The organism is Flagellimonas sp. (genome assembly GCF_965215805.1).
GTDB lineage: Bacteria > Bacteroidota > Bacteroidia > Flavobacteriales > Flavobacteriaceae > Flagellimonas.
In genome coordinates this window covers 1,558,342-1,576,840 of the sequence record NZ_OZ244124.1, presented here as the reverse complement: position 1 = coordinate 1,576,840, position 18,499 = coordinate 1,558,342, and the positions used below count along the sequence as shown (strand labels likewise).

General features: G+C 42.4%; 14 protein-coding genes. 10 read left to right on the top strand and 4 right to left on the bottom strand.

The genetic code is table 11. The annotated features are described in order from the left end of the window. Positions 1 to 13: 13 nt before the first annotated feature. On the top strand, positions 14 to 718 hold the full coding sequence (locus ACOOE0_RS07170; protein WP_420401786.1) for an ATP-binding protein: 705 nt from the start codon (positions 14 to 16) through the stop codon (positions 716 to 718). Here ACOOE0_RS07170 and ACOOE0_RS07165 read toward each other — a convergent pair. Beyond that, positions 707 to 1,864: a serine hydrolase domain-containing protein gene (locus tag ACOOE0_RS07165; RefSeq protein ID WP_420401785.1), complete on the bottom strand. Its 1,158-nt coding sequence runs from the start codon at positions 1,862 to 1,864 to the stop codon at positions 707 to 709. The genes ACOOE0_RS07170 and ACOOE0_RS07165 overlap by 12 nt on opposite strands. Before the next feature lie 69 nt (positions 1,865 to 1,933). Next, positions 1,934 to 3,895, bottom strand: a complete 1,962-nt coding sequence (locus ACOOE0_RS07160; RefSeq protein ID WP_420401784.1) for a DUF3352 domain-containing protein — start codon at positions 3,893 to 3,895, stop codon at positions 1,934 to 1,936. A gap of 117 nt (positions 3,896 to 4,012) precedes the next feature. On the opposite strand from ACOOE0_RS07160, the gene ACOOE0_RS07155 reads away from it, so the two are divergent. Further along, positions 4,013 to 5,443 carry an amidohydrolase family protein gene (locus ACOOE0_RS07155; RefSeq protein ID WP_420401783.1) on the top strand — a complete coding sequence of 477 codons (1,431 nt, stop codon included), beginning with the start codon at positions 4,013 to 4,015 and terminating at the stop codon, positions 5,441 to 5,443. A 2-nt stretch (positions 5,444 to 5,445) separates the two neighbouring features. Here the strand turns inward: ACOOE0_RS07155 and ACOOE0_RS07150 are convergent, their stop codons facing one another. Further along, positions 5,446 to 6,105, bottom strand: a complete 660-nt coding sequence (locus ACOOE0_RS07150; RefSeq protein WP_249969961.1) for an aspartate kinase — start codon at positions 6,103 to 6,105, stop codon at positions 5,446 to 5,448. Between the two features lie 51 nt (positions 6,106 to 6,156). Then, a complete protein-coding gene (locus ACOOE0_RS07145) occupies positions 6,157 to 6,516 on the bottom strand; it encodes a YraN family protein (RefSeq protein ID WP_420401782.1) in 360 nt (119 codons plus the stop codon). Positions 6,517 to 6,644: 128 nt separating this feature from the next. Here ACOOE0_RS07145 and ACOOE0_RS07140 point away from each other — a divergent pair, with 128 nt between their 5' ends. From ACOOE0_RS07140 to ACOOE0_RS07105, 8 genes are all read left to right on the top strand, one after another. Continuing rightward, entirely contained in the window at positions 6,645 to 8,180 is a 1,536-nt protein-coding gene (locus ACOOE0_RS07140) for a DUF1800 domain-containing protein (RefSeq protein ID WP_420401781.1), read from the top strand. Between the two features lie 10 nt (positions 8,181 to 8,190). Next, positions 8,191 to 9,903, top strand: coding sequence for a DUF1501 domain-containing protein (locus ACOOE0_RS07135; protein WP_420401780.1), 1,713 nt, complete (start codon positions 8,191 to 8,193; stop codon positions 9,901 to 9,903). A 149-nt stretch (positions 9,904 to 10,052) separates the two neighbouring features. Continuing rightward, positions 10,053 to 12,152 (top strand): methionine--tRNA ligase, encoded by a 2,100-nt coding sequence (gene metG, locus ACOOE0_RS07130; RefSeq protein WP_420401779.1) that lies wholly within the window; start codon positions 10,053 to 10,055, stop codon positions 12,150 to 12,152. Beyond that, on the top strand, positions 12,152 to 13,054 hold the full coding sequence (locus tag ACOOE0_RS07125; RefSeq protein WP_420401778.1) for a histone deacetylase: 903 nt from the start codon (positions 12,152 to 12,154) through the stop codon (positions 13,052 to 13,054). Before metG ends, ACOOE0_RS07125 begins: the two co-directional genes overlap by 1 nt. Before the next feature lie 53 nt (positions 13,055 to 13,107). Continuing rightward, positions 13,108 to 14,574, top strand: a complete 1,467-nt coding sequence (locus ACOOE0_RS07120) for a hypothetical protein (RefSeq protein WP_420401777.1) — start codon at positions 13,108 to 13,110, stop codon at positions 14,572 to 14,574. A gap of 133 nt (positions 14,575 to 14,707) precedes the next feature. Next, complete coding sequence (locus tag ACOOE0_RS07115; protein ID WP_420401776.1) at positions 14,708 to 16,837, top strand: Tex family protein; 2,130 nt, start codon at positions 14,708 to 14,710, stop codon at positions 16,835 to 16,837. Between the two features lie 65 nt (positions 16,838 to 16,902). Further along, positions 16,903 to 17,742 (top strand): phosphatase PAP2 family protein, encoded by an 840-nt coding sequence (locus ACOOE0_RS07110; RefSeq protein ID WP_420401775.1) that lies wholly within the window; start codon positions 16,903 to 16,905, stop codon positions 17,740 to 17,742. A gap of 50 nt (positions 17,743 to 17,792) precedes the next feature. Beyond that, entirely contained in the window at positions 17,793 to 18,314 is a 522-nt protein-coding gene (locus ACOOE0_RS07105) for a ferritin (RefSeq protein ID WP_420401774.1), read from the top strand. Positions 18,315 to 18,499 lie beyond the last annotated feature (185 nt).

Below are 18,499 nucleotides of genomic sequence, written 5' to 3'. Positions count from 1 at the left end.
TGATCGTTGCACCATGTCCAATGCCCACAAGACATTTTTCAACTGGAGTTCGGGAAAGGATTCGGCCCTAGCCTTATACCATTTACAACAGCAAGCAGAATATAAGGTAGATCGGTTGTTGACCACCGTCAATTCGCATTACAATAGAGTTTCCATGCATGGTTTGCCCCGTCCTGTTTTGGAGGCTCAAACCGCTGCTATTAGCATTCCATTGGATGTTGTTGAGGTTCCGGAAAAGCCCTCCATGGAAACCTACAATGAGCTTATGACCCAAAAAATGCAACAAATGGTTGCTGATGGGTATACCCATGCAGCCTTTGGGGATATCTTTTTGGAGGATTTAAAAGTCTATCGAGAAAAAATGTTGGCCACCCAGGGCATTCAAGCTGTGTTTCCCATTTGGAAAAGGGACACACGGGAACTATACATGGAATTTCTGGAAAAGGGTTTTAAAACCGTGATTGTCTGCATCAACAACGACTTGCTGGATGAATCCTTTTTGGGAGCCGAACTGTCTTTGGATTTACTGGAGCAGTTCCCCAAGGATGTGGATCCCTGCGGAGAGAATGGGGAGTTCCATACCTTTTGTTTTGATGGCCCCATCTTTAATCATCCCATTTCGTTCGAAATTGGGGAAAAGGTGTTTCGAACCTATGACAACCCTTCCAATAAATCCAATCCTATACAGTTTGGGTTCTGTGATATCCTACTCCAGTGATTCGTAGACCAACTTTACAAATTCCCCTATTTTTTGAGGCTCCAACCACCGAGTTACCATTAAAAGCCCATTTTGCTCATCTATCACGATAAAATTACCCCCAAATCCAGCAGCGTAGAAGACATGTTCCGGTACTCCCTCCCAATGTCTGGCTCCCTTTTGGTTTAGCCACCACATATAGCCATAGTTCACATTGGGAACTGAAGGACGGGTTGCCATTTTTATCCAGTCCTGGCTGACCAGTTGTTCATTCTTCCATTTACCTTGGTTCTGGAATACCAATCCAAATCGGGCCATGTCCTCTGCACTAATAAATATTCCCGCTCCTGAATGTCCTCCCCCGGTCACCGATTGCATTTTAATCCCATCTATCGTGGTCCACGCATGGTCATAACCATACCACCTCCAAGTGGTACTTGCACCGATTTTGTCCATCAGATTTTCCTTTAGGACCATGGGCATGGGTTTGCGCCAAACCTGGGTCAAGGAATATGCCAGTACATTTACGCGCACATCGTTATACTCCATCACGGTACCGGGCTCATTCAATTTTCTTAACCTCCAATCGTCCAAACCACCCTCTTTTGGAGGTCTGTCCGCCCAGTCCTTTAGTCCCCACAGCTCGCCGGACCAATCAGAATTTTGCTGCAGCAGATGCTCCCAATTGACCTTACCATTGTGCTCGCCATCAAAGGTACCGTCCCAAACATAGCTTCCTACCTTATCGGTGACCTTCGAAATCAGTCCTTGATCCACAGCCAAACCTGCCATGGTAGACAAAAAACTCTTGGTAACACTAAAGGTCATGTCTACACGCTTGGTATCTCCCCAAGCGGCCAACAGATATCCATCTTTTAAGATCATTCCCGCTGGGCCACCCCGCTCCTTGGTCGGGCCCAAAATATCATGGAAAGGTTCCCGTTCAAAGCCCTTAAGAATGGCTTGCTTTAAATCTCTGGAACCTGAGTATTCATTGTTTTCTGCAAATTCAACCGCGGTTTCCAACTTAGCCTGATCAATTTTAAACTGATTTTCTGTTGCTCCTTTCCAAGTTGCATTACGATCGGGAAAATAAATTTCCTGTCCATGGGAGGTAAACGATAAAACTAAAAGAAGGGCGGTCAGTAAGGTAAATGTTCTTTTCATTTTCACTAGTCGATTTTGGGAAATCAAGTTAGTGAATGCAATGCTAATCCAGAAGTCCAGCGGGAGAAATTAAAAGCGCTTTTTTAGCAGTAGTTCGCCATCCATTCCAAAATACTTCCAAGTGCCCACCTGCTGGTCCTTTCTATACCTACCTGTGATTTTTTCCGTTCCATCGGAATAAAACGCCTTGTATTGTCCATGTTTCATTCCGTCCTTAAGGTCTACTTCAAACCTAATTTGACCGTTACTATATGTTTTGGAGAAGGTTTTTGCGTTTAGATCGGAAGGATATATGGGTTTTAAATCGAAGGCCGCTTCAGTGATTTTCTGATCAACAGGGATTTGAATCTTGGGTTTGGGTTTTTCGGTTTTTGGAAGTGCTTCAATATCTTGATAATCGACCACCAACCTGCTTTCAAAGAGATCGTCTTCTGGCTTTAATTGGAATCCTGCTTTTGGAAAACACAGGATAAAATTCTTGTTTTTGCGCAGACTGTTTTTGGTATTGGTATCTGCCATAATCTTCATATTCTCATAAAGCAGTGAGACATCGCTATAGATAAACAAACTGGAAGCCCTCTCAAATTTTTTATTGAATTTTTGGAATTCCTCCGAGTTGTTCAACGTGCTCCCATCCTTAAAATCATCTATCAATACCTTTAAGGTGTTGGGGCTGTTGCTAAAGACCACATAGTCATCCACCTGGACGAAATAGGGTTTATCAAATTCCTTGAATCTATTCCCTAATAAAATCTTGAAGAATCCCTTAATGGACAGGAACTTTATCTCATAACCTTTGTATTCAATGGTCTTGAATTTTACGGGAGTCTTCTTTTTGATTTGTTTGAGCACAAAATCCAAATGGGTTTTGGCCATCCCGGCATCCGTTGTCTTTAGCACCAAAGCCATTTCATTTTCTACCTTGGAAATTCTTGATTTGATCTGAAGCAGAGCAATCTCCTCCCCAATCCAACTTACAAAGTTTTCCTTGACATCAATTTTCAGGAACTTTTCCACTTTTTGAATCCCTTCCCTATAGGACTCAAACTGTTCTGGATCATCTTGCTGAACGGCTTCAAAATTTTTGTAGAATTCGCCAAAACTGTCAAAGCCATAACTAATGTAAAGTGCCGTTCTTTTTGGTGCGATGTTGGGTATAGTTCGCTCTGCGGTTCCAGATTGTTGCAGGGCAGTCAAATAGTTTAAATGGGTAGGACTTATGTTGGTAAAGCCGTTTGCGGTTATGGTTCCTCCTGTGTCCAAATCAAAATGGAAGCCTGAAAACAACAAATTCTTACTGGCCCGTGTGATCCAATCATTGGTCTTGTCCGAGAACCGTCCGTAGTAGTCATCCAAAAAATCGTATTGCAGGTACAGGCGAAAAAGGTCCTCATATCCCACCCTTGTGTTGACCTCCAAAAAATCCAGATTACGTCCCAGAAACGGTTCTTGGTATTGATCTATGGAAGCCTCTACCAAAATATGGGTATACGACGCCACCAACTGATTTTTAATAAAGGACAGATACATGGTCTCCTTGTTCTTGCGATCATATATCTCCAAGATCTCATGATCATGGTATACCCGCTTGCTCATGGTGTAGTTTTCATTGAGCAAGGTGTTTAGGTAGGTCTTTAGCAGTTTGAGTTTGGCGATACGCTTCAAATCCAGGACATAAAAAATACCATAGTCCTTTTTGCTGATCATGTGAATGGAGATAAAAAGGGATCTCCCATCAAAAAACTCAAACAACCTATGGTTGTCATTGAAAACCGTATCTACTTTTTGGATGTTTTCGGTAAGCTGGGCAAAGTAATCGTTCTTTTGAAGATGCCTCCACGTTTTACTTTCACTGACCTTGGCCCAACTCTCAACTGGTTTGTCAGATTCAATGACGAATACGGCATCCTTGGGAATCAAATAAATAGACTGTAGGTTGGTCTTGGGGGAAAGTATAAAAATGTAGGCGAGATAACAGAGGTAGATGACCAAGAGGGTCAACAAACCGAAAAGAATCCTTTTTTTGCCCATACTTCCAGAAGTGTCTTTCCTAAAAACGGGAGAACCAAGAATTTAGTTTACAACGCACTTTCAATTTGCTCCTTGATTCCTAAATCATTTATTTTTGAGGCCAAATTGCAGAATCCAATGAAGCTACTCAAAAAACTGCTCAAGGGAATAGGTATTGTTTTGATCCTGTTTATTGTGTTTATCCTGATTTCCCTATTGGTTGATAGTCGTAGGACTTCGTATCTCAAGATAAGCGCACATCCAGATTTGGAAACCAATAGCTATCTGATCAAAAATGTCAATGTGGTTCCAATGACCAAGGACACCGTGTTGAAGGGGAAAAGTGTGCTTATAGAAAACGGACGGATTAAACAAATAGGTGATCAAATCCCTTCCAACGGATTGGAAGAAATTGATGCAGAAAACGGTTTTCTATCCCCCGGATTGGTGGATATGCATGTGCACATTTGGGACCGATATGATTTAGGGGTATATCTGGCCAATGGAGTAACCACCGTTAGGAACTTAAGGGGCTTTCCCATGCACCTGCGAATTAAGGAGGATATAGCAGAAGGCAAAATTGTATCGCCCCAACTTTTCACTTCAGGGCCCATTTTAACAGGCCCCTATGACCTAGGGGATGAAAAAATACAAGTGCTCGATGAGCAAATGGCCAGGGAATTGGTAAGAGAACACAAAGCCAAGGGGTACGATTGCATTAAGACCTATGCTGGCATGCCCTTGAACATTTTTAATGCGGTTTTGGAACAGGCGGAAGCTTCCCAAATAGAGGTTGTGGTGCATCCCAGTTTTGAGGTGCCTTATGGCAACAATTTCCAACCACAAATAGCCGCGGTGGAACATGCCGAGGATATTGTTCAACAAGCTTTGTCCTATAAATTGGACACTACCATTCTAAAAAGTGTGATTGCGCAATACGGGGCAGGTCGACAAACGCTAAGTCCAACCCTTACAGGGTATTCCAAAATTCTGGAGATGCTTCAGGATGATGATGTATTGAATTCGGAGCAAGCGGCTTATATCAATCCTTTGGTAAAAAAGGTGGATAGTGAAGCGCAGCTGGAACGATGGACTTCAGAAAAAGAGACCGATCCCGATATTGTTGAACGCATTCAAGAACAGCATGATTTTCATTTACACATTGTGAATGAGCTTAACCGAATAGGTGTCAATATTGTTAGTGGTACCGACGCTGGGATTGGCATAACGGCACCAGGATTTTCCATCCATGAGGAGCTGGCTTTTTATTTGGAGGCAGGAATGACCAACTATGGTGCCTTGAAGACAGCTACCATCAACCCCTCCAAAGTTCATGATAAACTGCATGACATTGGAACCATTCAAGAAGGCAAAAAGGCCAACTTCATACTCACCGACCAAAATCCGTTGGACAATCTGACAGTCCTAAAAAATCCGAAATGGGTGATGGTGGACGGTCGCAAGTTAGAACCTGAACTCATGGAACAATTTAAGAGCAAGGCCAAAAACCGAAAAGGGTTGGTGGCTAGCGCGCTTCGTTGGGTTGAGTATCTAGTGGTAGAAAAATAGCCCTAAAGACTCTTCAGGTCCTTAATAGTTTTAAAGGCCACATCTACTTGTTCTTCATTGACCAAAATGGTAAACTCGTTGGTTGTGGAAATTACTTCGTAAAGGACAATCCCCTCCCATGCCAAACGCTGAAAAATGAAATAGTAGATTCCAGGGACCGAAACGTTCTCAGCCGGAAGTTTAACGGTAATGGAGGATAAGTTCTCTGCCTTTTGGGTGCAGCGTTCGTGCTTAAAATACTTTTCCACAATACCATCCATCAGGCTACTGATCACAATATTGATCTCGTTAACTCCCCTAGAAGACGTATAAAAAACGTCTTGGTTGGCATGGACTTCTTCCAAGAGTTTGGCCTGTTGTCCAAGTATGGTTTCAGATGCCAGAAAAGTATAATCCGTCAATGACGACCTAACCGTAATCTCGCCAATATTTTTTAGCACTTTTACAATACGGTGCGTGGCCCTAAACTCCAAATCGTCGGATAGCCGTTTAAGTGCCATGACTATGGCCCCATCCTTTACATCCTTGCCTAGGGCATCAGATATTTCGGGTTTAATTTGTCGTGATAAAGAAGTTAGGTTGATAATACCCTGTGCCAAGGCACTTTGTAAAAAGGGCTTTTTTTTGATGTAGTGCTCAACTACTGCGGAGATGGTTTTCATTTTGCCTGGTTTGAGACAAAACTAACATATTGTTACAAATAAAACAAATGGTTAGAAAAAATAGAAAGCATTTTTAACATGTTTTAAATTTATACCCCCTTTTTTTTGGATTATGGTGATCAAATCAAATCTAACCTCCTCGTTTATGTCATTTTTCTGAACATAGTAATCCGCAGCCATTGTTAACAAAGCAATCTTTTTTTTACTTAGAGTTTGGGAAATTTCTTCGATAAAACCTTCCGTTCTGGACTTCACTTCAACAATGACCAGAAAATCATCCTTTTTGGCAATGATATCAACCTCAGCCTTCAGATACCGATAGTTTTTTTCGCAAATTTCATAGCCTTGATCAAGCAAATAATCCACGGCTAATTGCTCTCCACGCCTCCCAAATTCATTGTGTTTTGCCATCAATTTTGAAAAATATTAAAAAATATGTGCAGTTCATCGAAAAATTTGGTAGTTCACGGTGAAAACAGCGTTTAGATTGTAATTTGTTGGCTCAACTGAACCACACCCAACGTTAGCTAAACATATAGTTGCCCCAAAAACTATGGACCTATTTAACGCCGAACATTGCTATGGAGTACTTTATCAATTGTAATTCCTCAACTTTGGCGCCGTACACTACTCCATTGGATGAGTTACGTGCGGCCCATTTGTATCGAAGACTGGGATTTAGCGCCTCGGTACAAACGATCAACGCTGCTGTTGGCCAAACTGCAGACGCTCTGGTAGACACCTTAGTGGATCAAGCACTGGCCATGCCACCAATTGCTCCGCCCACTTGGGCTGACTGGACCAATGCCGACTATCCGGAGGATGATGATCTTGCTGGTCAAATGCGAAGGGCACAGCGGGAAGAATTTGCCACCGCGTATGGAAACGCGATGTTGGACAACAATCTCAGGGATAGACTCAGTTTCTTTTGGCACAATCACTTTGTCACGGAGATTGACGTTTACAACTGTAATTCCTTCCTATATTATTATATAGAAAATTTACAGCGAAATGCCCTGGGTAACTTTAGGACATTCGTGAGCGAAATTGGACTTACCTCAGCTATGCTGTATTACCTCGATGGTGTACGCAACAGAGGTAACAACCCCAACGAAAACTATGCAAGGGAACTCTACGAGTTGTTTACCCTAGGGGAGGGAAACAACTATACGGAAGAGGATATCATTGAAACCTCCAAGGCTATTTCCGGATATACCAATGACGGTGAGGTAGGATGTACCCAAGTGACTTTTGATCCCGCGGAATTTAATACAGAGAATAAAACCATTTTTGGCCAGACAGGTAATTGGAATTATGATGATGTCATCAATATTCTATTTACTGAAAGACCCAACGAAATTGCCTGGTTTATCTGTAAAAAGCTGTATGAGTTCTTTGTCCATCCAGATTCGGATGACGATGCGGGTAATGCCCAGGCCATTATTAATGGTATGGCAGCCACATTTACCGCCAACAATTTTGAAATAGCCCCAGTGCTCAGACAATTGTTCAAAAGTCAGCACTTTTTTGATGAAGATGCGATAGGGGTCATCATCAAAAGTCCGTTTGACCTTTACATGCACTTGGTCAAGGAAACTGGATTTACCTATGACGACAGTACGGTAATCAATATTGTTGATGCAGCTGGCTTGATTGGTCAAACCATGTTTGATCCCTTTGATGTTGCCGGATGGCAGCGTGACAGGCAGTGGATCAACACCAATTTTATTATTGGCCGTTGGTTGACCACCGAGGTTTTCTTGGAGCGATTCTTCCAGGACAATCCAGAACAATTCAGGGATTTTGCCTTGGCGCTGACTGGAAATGACGGGCTAACCAGCAATAACCCAGATGTTATTGCCAGGCCCATTATTGACAAACTGTTGCCCAAAGGATTGCTTACCGATGGTGAATATGAAAAAGCTCTCATTGCCTTTAGGAGCGATGTGGATGAAACCTATTATGAAGGTGGAGCCACCCCAAGTTGGACATTGGCCGTATGGCCTTCTGCTCCATCTCAGGTATACCTCCTGTTAAGACATTTGTCAAGAGAACCCGAATTTCAACTAAAATAACCCCTACCCCATGTGCGATAATCATCACAATCACGATACATCACCCTATAAAGGCCTGGAACATGATGGCCACGATCAAGAACACAAAACATGGAGCAGGCGTTCCTTTATCCAAGCTTTGGGTATTGCCGGTTCAGGATCCATGTTTTTGGGAAGTAACCTCGTATCCGCTTCTGCACCTTCTCCATTTACATCAGCCATTGCTGATGCAGAAACCGACAACATCTTAATTTTAATAAGATTGTCTGGAGGTAATGATGGACTAAGTACGGTTATTCCCATCCAACAATATGATACTTATGCTAACGCAAGACCTAACATTTACATCCCAGAAAGTAAGGTCCTAAAACTTACCGATGACTTTGGTGTACCCACCTACATGAACTCACTGGAACCCATGTGGGGCGACGGCCAGTTCAAGGCCGTTCACGGCGTAGGTTACGAAAATCAAAGTCTGTCCCATTTTACAGGTTCCGATATTTATGCAAACACCGATTTGACCACCACTGGATTCTCTGGATTGAATACAGGTTGGATGGGTAGGCATTTTGAGGAATGTTATCCCAACTATCTGATTGATCCGCCACCAGCTCCAGCTGCAATTCAAATTGGAAACTTGTCCAATTTGGTGTTCCAGGGAGAAGAGACCAACTACGCTTTTGTGACCAACAACATTGATCAGTTAGAAGAAATTGCAGAAACTGGTTTGTTCTACGATTTGGAAACTGCGCCTTTTGGTGACTGTATGTACGGGGATCAGTTAAGGTTCCTCAGAGGTGTGGCCAACACTACCTACGAATATGCAGGTAAGATCCACGAAGCCTACGAAAGAGGTCAGAATCAGGTTGAATATCAGGACAACGGTTTTGCCAGACAATTGGCATTATTGGCCCGATTGATCAAAGGAAATTTGGGAACCAAGGTGTATATGATCTCCATGGGAGGTTTTGATACCCATGGTAACCAACCTTTGGCCCATGAGCGATTGATGACGAATCTTTCCATAGCCGTCAACAATTTCTATGAAGATTTGGCCTTTACTGAGCAAGATGACAAGGTACTGAGTATGACCTTCTCCGAATTTGGTCGTAGGATCTTTGAAAATGGTTCCAATGGAACCGACCACGGTAAGGCCGCCCCAACCCTTTTCTTTGGTTCAGGATTAAATGGAAGCGCCTTTGTGGGTGACCATCCAGCTTTGGATAGCCCAAATAGCCGAGGTAATTTGGAATACACCATGGATTTCAGGGATTTATACGCCACTGTTTTGGCAGAATGGCTCTGTGTCCCCATCCCATTGGTGGAACAACATTTATTGGATCACCCATACAATCCCATTAACCTTGGGTTCAATTGTAGTGGGGTTGATTTCCCAGACATTGTTTACAATGATGATCCGCCAACGCTTCCGGATACTCCCCCAAGCCCAGATGGTTCGGATCCAGATCCAGACGCCCTAGCACGTATTGTACATAAACCATATTATCCAACAGACCGCACGCCGCATATCCATTTGGAAATGCCCGTTGCCGCGCACGTGGATATTCAGTTGTACAACATCCTGGGTCAAAACGTGGGAACGGTTTTCAATGAAATGATGTTGGAAGGCTCAGCCGAAATCAACATCCGAGAGCGTATGCGCGATAGCCTGGCCACAGGAAAATACATTTACCAAATTAGGGTAGGTGAAGAAAAATTAAGTAAGTCTGTAATGATCATGTAAGACTGGTTGTAACATTTAATTTCCAGAATCCTCCGATAGTGTAACCCTCACCCCAATTAGGTTGCACAATTCGGAGGTTTCCTTTTTTACGGCAATCCTATTGCATCTTTTCCTAAATCAGTATTTTTGGGGCTTAATTGAATTTTTGAATGCCGAACGAAGGAACACCCTCAAGATATACCATTACCGCAGCCTTACCCTATACCAATGGCCCCATCCATATTGGACACTTGGCAGGAGTCTATGTGCCTGCGGATATTTATTCCCGCTACCTGAGATTGCAAGGACATGACGTAGCTTTTATTTGTGGTAGTGATGAACATGGAGTGGCTATCCCAATGAAGGCCAAAAAGGAAGGAGTTTCTCCCAAGGAAATTATAGACAAATACCACGGAATCATCAAAAAGTCCTTTGCCGATTTTGGGATTTCCTTTGATAATTATTCCCGCACCTCTGCTGAAGTTCATCATAGAACTGCTTCTAATTTTTTTGAGAAACTGCACAATCAAGGGGATTTTATAGAAGAGGTCACCGAGCAATTGTATGACGAGGAGGCGAACCAGTTTTTGGCGGATCGTTTCGTGACCGGAACCTGTCCTGTGTGCGGCAATACCGAAGCTTATGGTGATCAATGCGAAAACTGCGGTTCTTCCTTGAACGCCACAGATTTGATCAATCCCAAATCAACCATAACAGGTGGGGTTCCAACATTGAAGAAAACCAAACATTGGTTTCTGCCCTTGGATAGATATGAAGACTTCCTGAAACAATGGATTTTGGAAGACCATAAAAGTGACTGGAAACCCAACGTTTATGGACAATGCAAATCTTGGATTGATGATGGCTTAAAACCCCGAGCGGTAACCCGTGATTTGGACTGGGGGATTCCCGTTCCCGTTGAAGGTGGGGAAGGCAAGGTTTTATATGTCTGGTTCGATGCTCCCATTGGTTACATTTCCTCTACCAAGGAATGGGCTGAACGCGAAGGGAAGGATTGGGAACCCTATTGGAAAGACAAGAACACCAAATTGCTTCATTTTATTGGCAAGGACAATATTGTTTTTCACTGTATCATCTTCCCAAGCATGCTTAAGGCACATGGGGATTTTGTGTTGCCTGAAAATGTACCTGCCAATGAGTTTCTAAATCTGGAGGGCAATAAGCTATCCACTTCTAAAAATTGGGCCGTATGGCTGCATGAATATTTGGAGGAGTTCCCGAATATGCAGGATGTGCTCCGCTACGCATTGACTGCCAATGCGCCGGAAACCAAGGACAACGATTTCACCTGGAAGGATTTTCAAGCTCGAAATAACAACGAACTGGTTGCCATTTTTGGAAACTTTGTCAACCGCGTCACAGTGCTTACCCATAAATACTACAACGGAGTGGTTCCTGATCCAGCGGAACTGTTGGAGATTGACAAACAGACCTTGGAATCCCTAAGAAGTTTTCCAAAAACAATTACAGATTCCCTAGACCGATACCGATTTAGGGAAGCCAGTCAAGAGTTAATGAACCTGGCCCGTTTAGGGAACAAATACTTGGCAGACGAAGAACCTTGGAAACTCATTAAAACGGATGAGGAACGCGTAAAAACCATCATGTTTGTGGCCCTTCAAATTGCCACGGGTCTTGCTATTCTCAGTGAACCCTTTTTGCCCTTCACGTCTGCAAAACTTAAAAATATTCTGAATGTCAGGTCGAGCCCAGTCCTGAGCGAAGTCGAAGGAGCTGGAGAGACCTCTTGGAAAAGTGTGGACAATCAAGAATCCTTACTCCCATCAGGTCACCAAATCAATAAAAGCGAATTGCTCTTTCGCAAAGTGGAAGACAAGGAGATTGATGCACAATTGGCCAAACTGGAAGCCACCAAAAAATCCAATGAACAAATGGATAAAGAACTTACACCCCAAAAAGAGACCATCACCTTTGACGACTTTACCAAATTGGATATGAGGGTGGGAACTATCGTTGAGGCCGAAAAAATGCCCAAGGCCAATAAGCTTTTGGTTCTAAAAGTAGACACAGGACTGGATACTCGAACCATCGTCTCTGGAATTGCGGAAAGCTTTTCTGCGGAAGAAATTGTAGGCAAAAAAGTGACCGTATTGGTCAACCTGGCACCCAGAAAATTACGTGGTGTGGAAAGCGAGGGTATGATTCTGATGACAGAAAACCAAGAGGGCAAACTCGTATTTCTAAATCCGGATGAGGATGGTGTTGGCAATGGGGAAAGCATCAGCTAATGCTAAAAATAGCATACCATCCCATTTACAAACATCCATTACCAAAGGGGCATCGATTTCCCATGATCAAATATGAGTTGTTGCCCCAGCAATTACTGCATGAAGGCACCTGTACCGCCGAGAATTTCTTTGAACCGGGTTTTCCCAAGGAAGAAGATCTATTATTGACACATGATGCCAGCTATTACCATAATCTGGTCAACCTCAGGTTAAAGCCCAGTGAAATTAGAAAAATTGGGTTTCCATTGAGTAAGGAATTGGTAGAACGGGAACAAATCATAGCCCAAGGAACCATCCAAGGTTGTCGGTTTGCGATGAAATATGGAATTGCCATGAACATTGCCGGGGGCACACATCACGCATACACTGGCCATGGGGAAGCTTTTTGCATGCTCAATGATCAAGCCATAGGGGCGAGATATCTTCTGGACAAAGGTTTGGCAACAAAAATCCTGATTGTGGATTTGGACGTGCATCAAGGTAATGGGACCGCAGAAATTTTTAAGGATGAGGATCAAGTTTTTACTTTTTCCATGCACGGTCAGGGCAACTATCCCTTCAAAAAGGAAGTTTCAGATTTGGATATCCCTTTGGAAAAGGGCATCAAGGACAAGGAATATTTGGACATACTTAATAGAACATTGCCCGAGCTGATGCAACAGCTACAGCCCGATTTCATTTTTTATCTTAGCGGAGTGGATATTTTGGAATCAGATAAGTTGGGCACCTTGGGAATGACCCAGGAAGGTTGTAGGGAAAGGGACCGTTTTGTTTTGCAATCCTGTTTTGATGCAAAAATCCCCGTTCAATGTAGTATGGGAGGCGGGTATACCCCAAATATTAAGACTATAGTGGAATCGCATGCCAACACCTATCGCTTAGCCCAAGAAATCTACTTTTAATCTTTGCTTGATTATTATACACTCTTATGCATGAAACGAATAACCCCTTATCAATGAAGCATATATTCTTTTTAGTTTTTCTTGCATTCTATACCAGTCTTTTTTCCCAGGTCAACTTAGTTGAGACCCATATTCCCAATAATTTAAAGGGAAATCAAATTCTGCCTATAGAGAATGAAAAAACAAATCAACTGGGGGTTTTCTCCTTGCTATCCCAAAGAAGTGTCTGTTATCTATATGATGAAAATTTAGTTTTAAAAGATTCGGTTCAAACTGCCGAGATTCCTTCTAAATATAAATCTTTACTAGGCGCTCAAGTTGGCAAAAATGGTACATATCAGTTGTTTCTCTCTTCAAAAGGGCAACAATCCGTTTTGGGAGTCGCTCCTCGCATTAAATATGGTTTTGCAAAATTTGACTTTAGCACAAAAAAAACGAGCTGGAACGAACTTGAGTTAGACTTGAAGAAAGAATACGTCATTGAATCTTTCAATCTAAATAGCAGGTTTGTATTAATGACCATCAATGCCAAATCCAGTGTGCTGAATTTTTATCGTTTTGATGACAACGGTATTTCGGAAAAAATAGTTGTTGATTGTAGCGATATTCTGTTTAGAGATTGGGATGGTTCAAAGGTGTTGCTCTCTAAATTGTTAATCACGAAAACATCTCTCGGCAATTCTTATTTGGAACATTTGGTGCGGGTAAATCTGGAAACTCAAAATTCAATAAGATTAACGGTAAATTCTAATAAGTTATACCTCGAAAAAGGCAGGTTGCTTATTTCTCTGGATATTAACAAGAACTTTACTCAAATATTGTCAATCGATACAGCTGATTGGTCAAAAAAGCTAATGGGTTTTGTCAAGCCAACAGTGATGTCTTCTGCCACTGGTTATTCTACAAAATCCAATAGTCTAATTTATGATGGGAAGTACTTTGGAATCAAATTGTTTGGGAATAAATTAAAGCTGGAGGTTACAGATTTCAATACAAAAGAGGCAATCAAAACATATTTGATAGAAAATAACAAGCCCATTTCTTTGAAAAATTCGCCGATAATAATCAAAGACGGTCAGTTCGTTAAACATAGGGAAGTTGAAAAAACTAGCCAGTTTTTCAAGAAACTCAGAGATGGAAATATTGCATTAAGCATTACAAAAGATAAAAATGAAAATTATGAGATTACTGTTGGTGCTTCAATTCCCATTCAATATGTAACAACCACAAATTCTACTTTTTCAAACACCCATTTCCCTGTTCACTCCAATGGTTTAAATCCAGTTCATTTTTCTTACACTGGTTTTATTGGTGGTAGGACGGTCTATATTAAATGCTTGGTAGACAAAAATTTTGACAACCTTGATGGCAATATTAGAGCTAATGTTTTTGAGAAAATTCGAAAGTTTGTTGACCAAGAAAATGTGAACTATAAAACCGTTTTCAAATTTGACGACAAGGTAGTTTTATGTTTTTACGACGATAGCAACAAAGTCTTTTTTCAATCTTTCGAGAAATAGAACTTAACTTTCTTCCCTCTATAAGATTGTATAATCGACATGTAATTCAAACAAAAGCATACAAGTCCATTTAATCTGTCGTTAAACACCACAATGTTTGGAACTTAATCGTTTTCTAAATCCTGAACCTGAGATGCAACTCATCCCTTATATCCTCAAATACACTCAACTTTCAGAAAAAAGCGTGGCCAATACCATTGCGCTTTTAAATGAAGACTGCACCATTCCCTTTATAGCACGATATCGCAAAGAGCGTACTGGAAATCTGGACGAAGTCCAGATTGGCTCCATAGTGCAGTACAAAACGGCCTTTGAGGCTTTGGAAAAAAGAAAAGCTGCCATTATAAAGGCAGTTGAGGAGCAGGGATTACTTTCCCAAGAACTCGAATCCAGGTTTCAGCATTGCGCTGAACTTACCAGTTTGGAGGATCTATATCTTCCATTCAAAAAGAGCAAAAAGACCAAAGCAGAGACCGCCCGTAAAAATGGATTGGAGCCTTTGGCCAAAATCATCATGGTGCAACGCAGCGATGAAATCGAATACATTGCCTCCCAATACGTCAGCGATCAAGTGCAAATCGAAGATGAGGCTTTGGAAGGTGCTCGTCATATCATAGCCGAGTGGATCAATGAACGCACCGATGTTCGTAACCAATTGCGAAACCAATTGGAACGCCATGCCTTGATCACCACTAAAGTGGTAAAAGCCAAAAAAGAGGATGAAAAGGCACAAAAGTTTCGGGATTATTTTGATTGGAGCGAATCTTTGTCCCGTTGCCCCTCCCATCGTTTTCTGGCCATCCAAAGAGCTGAAAAGGAAGGTTTTATCCGTATTAAAATTGAAATTGATGACGAAAGGGCGATACAAAACATGGAGCGTAGGATCATCAAATCCCACAACGCTTGCTCAACCCAGATTGAAATGGCCATTGCGGACGCCTACAAACGATTGCTCTTCCCCTCCCTCAGCAATGAATTGCTAAAGCATGCCAAGGACAAAGCGGATGAAGCGGCCATCAAAGTATTTTCCAAAAATCTAAAGCAACTGCTCTTGGGGGCTCCTTTGGGAGAAAAACGGATATTGGCCATTGACCCAGGATTCCTAACAGGTTGCAAAGTAGTCTGCTTGGATGCCAGGGGTGAATTGAAACACAACGAGACCATTTATCCCCACGCTCCTCAAAATGATAGTTCGGGGGCTATAAAAAAAATCAGCTCACTGGTGGATGCCTATAAAATTGAAGCCATAGCCATTGGCAATGGAACTGCATCAAGGGAAACGGAGCGTTTGGTAAAACGGATTTCCTTCAAGAACCCAATAGAAGTCTTTGTGGTCAGCGAAGCAGGAGCTTCCATCTATTCAGCCTCTAAAATAGCAAGGGAGGAATTCCCCAATTATGACGTAACGGTACGCGGGGCCGTATCCATCGGTAGGCGATTGGCCGATCCCTTGGCTGAATTGGTAAAAATTGATGCAAAGTCCATTGGGGTTGGCCAGTATCAACATGATGTGGATCAAACCAAACTTAAATCCTCCTTGGACGCCGTTGTGGAAAGCTGTGTAAACGCGGTTGGAGTGAACATCAATACAGCTAGTGTTTCGCTGCTGGGTTATGTTTCGGGAATAGGACCCAAACTTGCAGAAAACATTGTGGCCTATCGCAATGATCATGGTGGATTCAAAAGCCGAAAAGAGATTAAAAAGGTTCCTCGCCTTGGCGGAAAGGCCTTTGAACAAGGAGCAGGATTCCTTCGCGTTAAAGAAGGTGATAATCCTTTGGACGACTCTGCAGTCCATCCGGAAAGCTATCCTATTGTTGAGCAAATGGCACAAGATCATGGCGTAGCTCTACAGGAGATCGTAAGTAACACTTCCATATTGCAACAAATAGATCTTCAACGCTATTGCACTGAAACTATAGGAATGCCCACTTTGGAAGATATTCTTCAGGAACTGGAAAAACCTGGATTGGACCGACGGGAAAAGGCCAAGGTGTTCACTTTTGATCAAAATATTAAGCAAATCACGGATTTGCGCAAAGACCAATTGCTTCCGGGCATTGTCAATAACATCACCAATTTTGGCTGCTTTGTAGACATCGGAATCAAAGAAAGTGGCCTAATCCATATTTCCAACTTGGCAGATACCTTTGTCAAGGATGTAAACGAACATGTGAGTCTCCATCAACAAGTAGTGGTGAGAGTACTGGAGGTTGATGAGGTCCGTAAGCGCATTCAGCTAGCATTGCACAAGTCCCAATAAATTGAAAAAAAACCTTTTCGGAAATATTAGTTAACTTTTAGTCCCTAACCTCAACCCTTATCCCTATGAAACGCATCTTTTTTTGTTTTCTGCTACTAGTTGGCAGCCACTATCAATCCTTGGGGCAGATCCAATCCCAAAAAGAAAATAATTGGAAAAACTTCACCTATGATATGGGCAATGTGTTCGGTGGAATCGGTTATTCCTATTCGCGACCATTTCACTGGGAAGGAGATGACTGGGCCAACTTTGGCTATTTGGCAGCAGGAACGGCAGCTTTGTTTTTGGTTGACGATGAGCTAAACAACTGGACCAATGGCTTTAGTGAGGATGTACCCGGGTTTATAACGGATTACGGCCATCAGTATGGCAACCCCAATAACAACTATATGCTCACTGGAGGAGTCTATTTGGCAGGCCTTTTCACCAAAAACGAAAAACTGAGACGTACCGGGGTACTTCTAATTTCAACAGCCACGGCGGGTGGGTTCTTGCAACAGGTGAGCAAGCGTATCGTGGGTCGGGCCAGACCCCGAAGTGGAGCTAGTTCCGGCACCTATGATCCTTTGCACCTGGACAGGGTCTTCAATTACGATTCCTTCCCATCTGGCCACGCCATGCTGGCATTTTCCAACGCCTATGCCATCGCCAAACAATTTAAAAGCCCCTGGATCAAGGCCGGACTGTATACTGTTGGTTTTATTCCGGGATTTGTACGTATCATGGATGATTTCCATTGGGTTTCGGATGTGGCATTTAGTACCGTCCTCAGTATTTTTATCGTGGAATCCATAGATCGTTACTTGGATTCCAAATACAATGAGAAGTACAATGCACAAGCCAAAAAAATAAGCTGGAACCTAAACTTTGGTCCTGGCACCATGGGTGTATCCGCACGCTTCTGACAGAAAACCCGCTTGGTTTTGTACTTTTATATTCGATAAAATAAAGACATATGCTATCCAAAAAATTAGAAAAAGCACTAAATGAGCAAATACGTATAGAAGCTGAATCTTCCCAGGTCTATTTATCCATGGCCTGCTGGGCCGAGGTACAAGGCATGGAGGGTGTTGCAGGATTCATGTACGGACACTCGGATGAAGAGCGTATGCACATGCTCAAACTGGTCAAATACGTAAATGAACGCGGGGGGCATGCCCATGTTTCTGCCCTAAAAGCACCAAAAACCGAATTTGGCACGCTACAGGAAATGTTCCAAGAACTATACGATCACGAAATTTTTGTCTCCAAGAGTATCAATGAACTGGTACATGTTACCCTAGAAGAAAAAGACTATGCTACCCATAACTTTTTGCAGTGGTATGTTGCAGAACAATTGGAGGAAGAAGCTTTGGCAAGGACCGTCTTGGACAAGATAAACCTAATTGGAAACGACAAGGGCGGTCTATATCTTTTTGATAGGGATATACAGCAGCTCACGGTGGAAAGTGCCGCCTCGGACACTGCTGGGGAATAATTGTTGATAATTTCTTTATTTAGATTAATTTAAAATAGTTATTTTTGGCCCATCTATTCCATGTGATGGGAAAAAAGAAGAAGGAATTAACTAAAAAGCACAAGGCCAGGTTACGGGAACTCCCGGTAACCAATTGCAAGACCAAGTGCTGTAAAAAGTATAAAAAGGGAGAAAACAAACGCTGT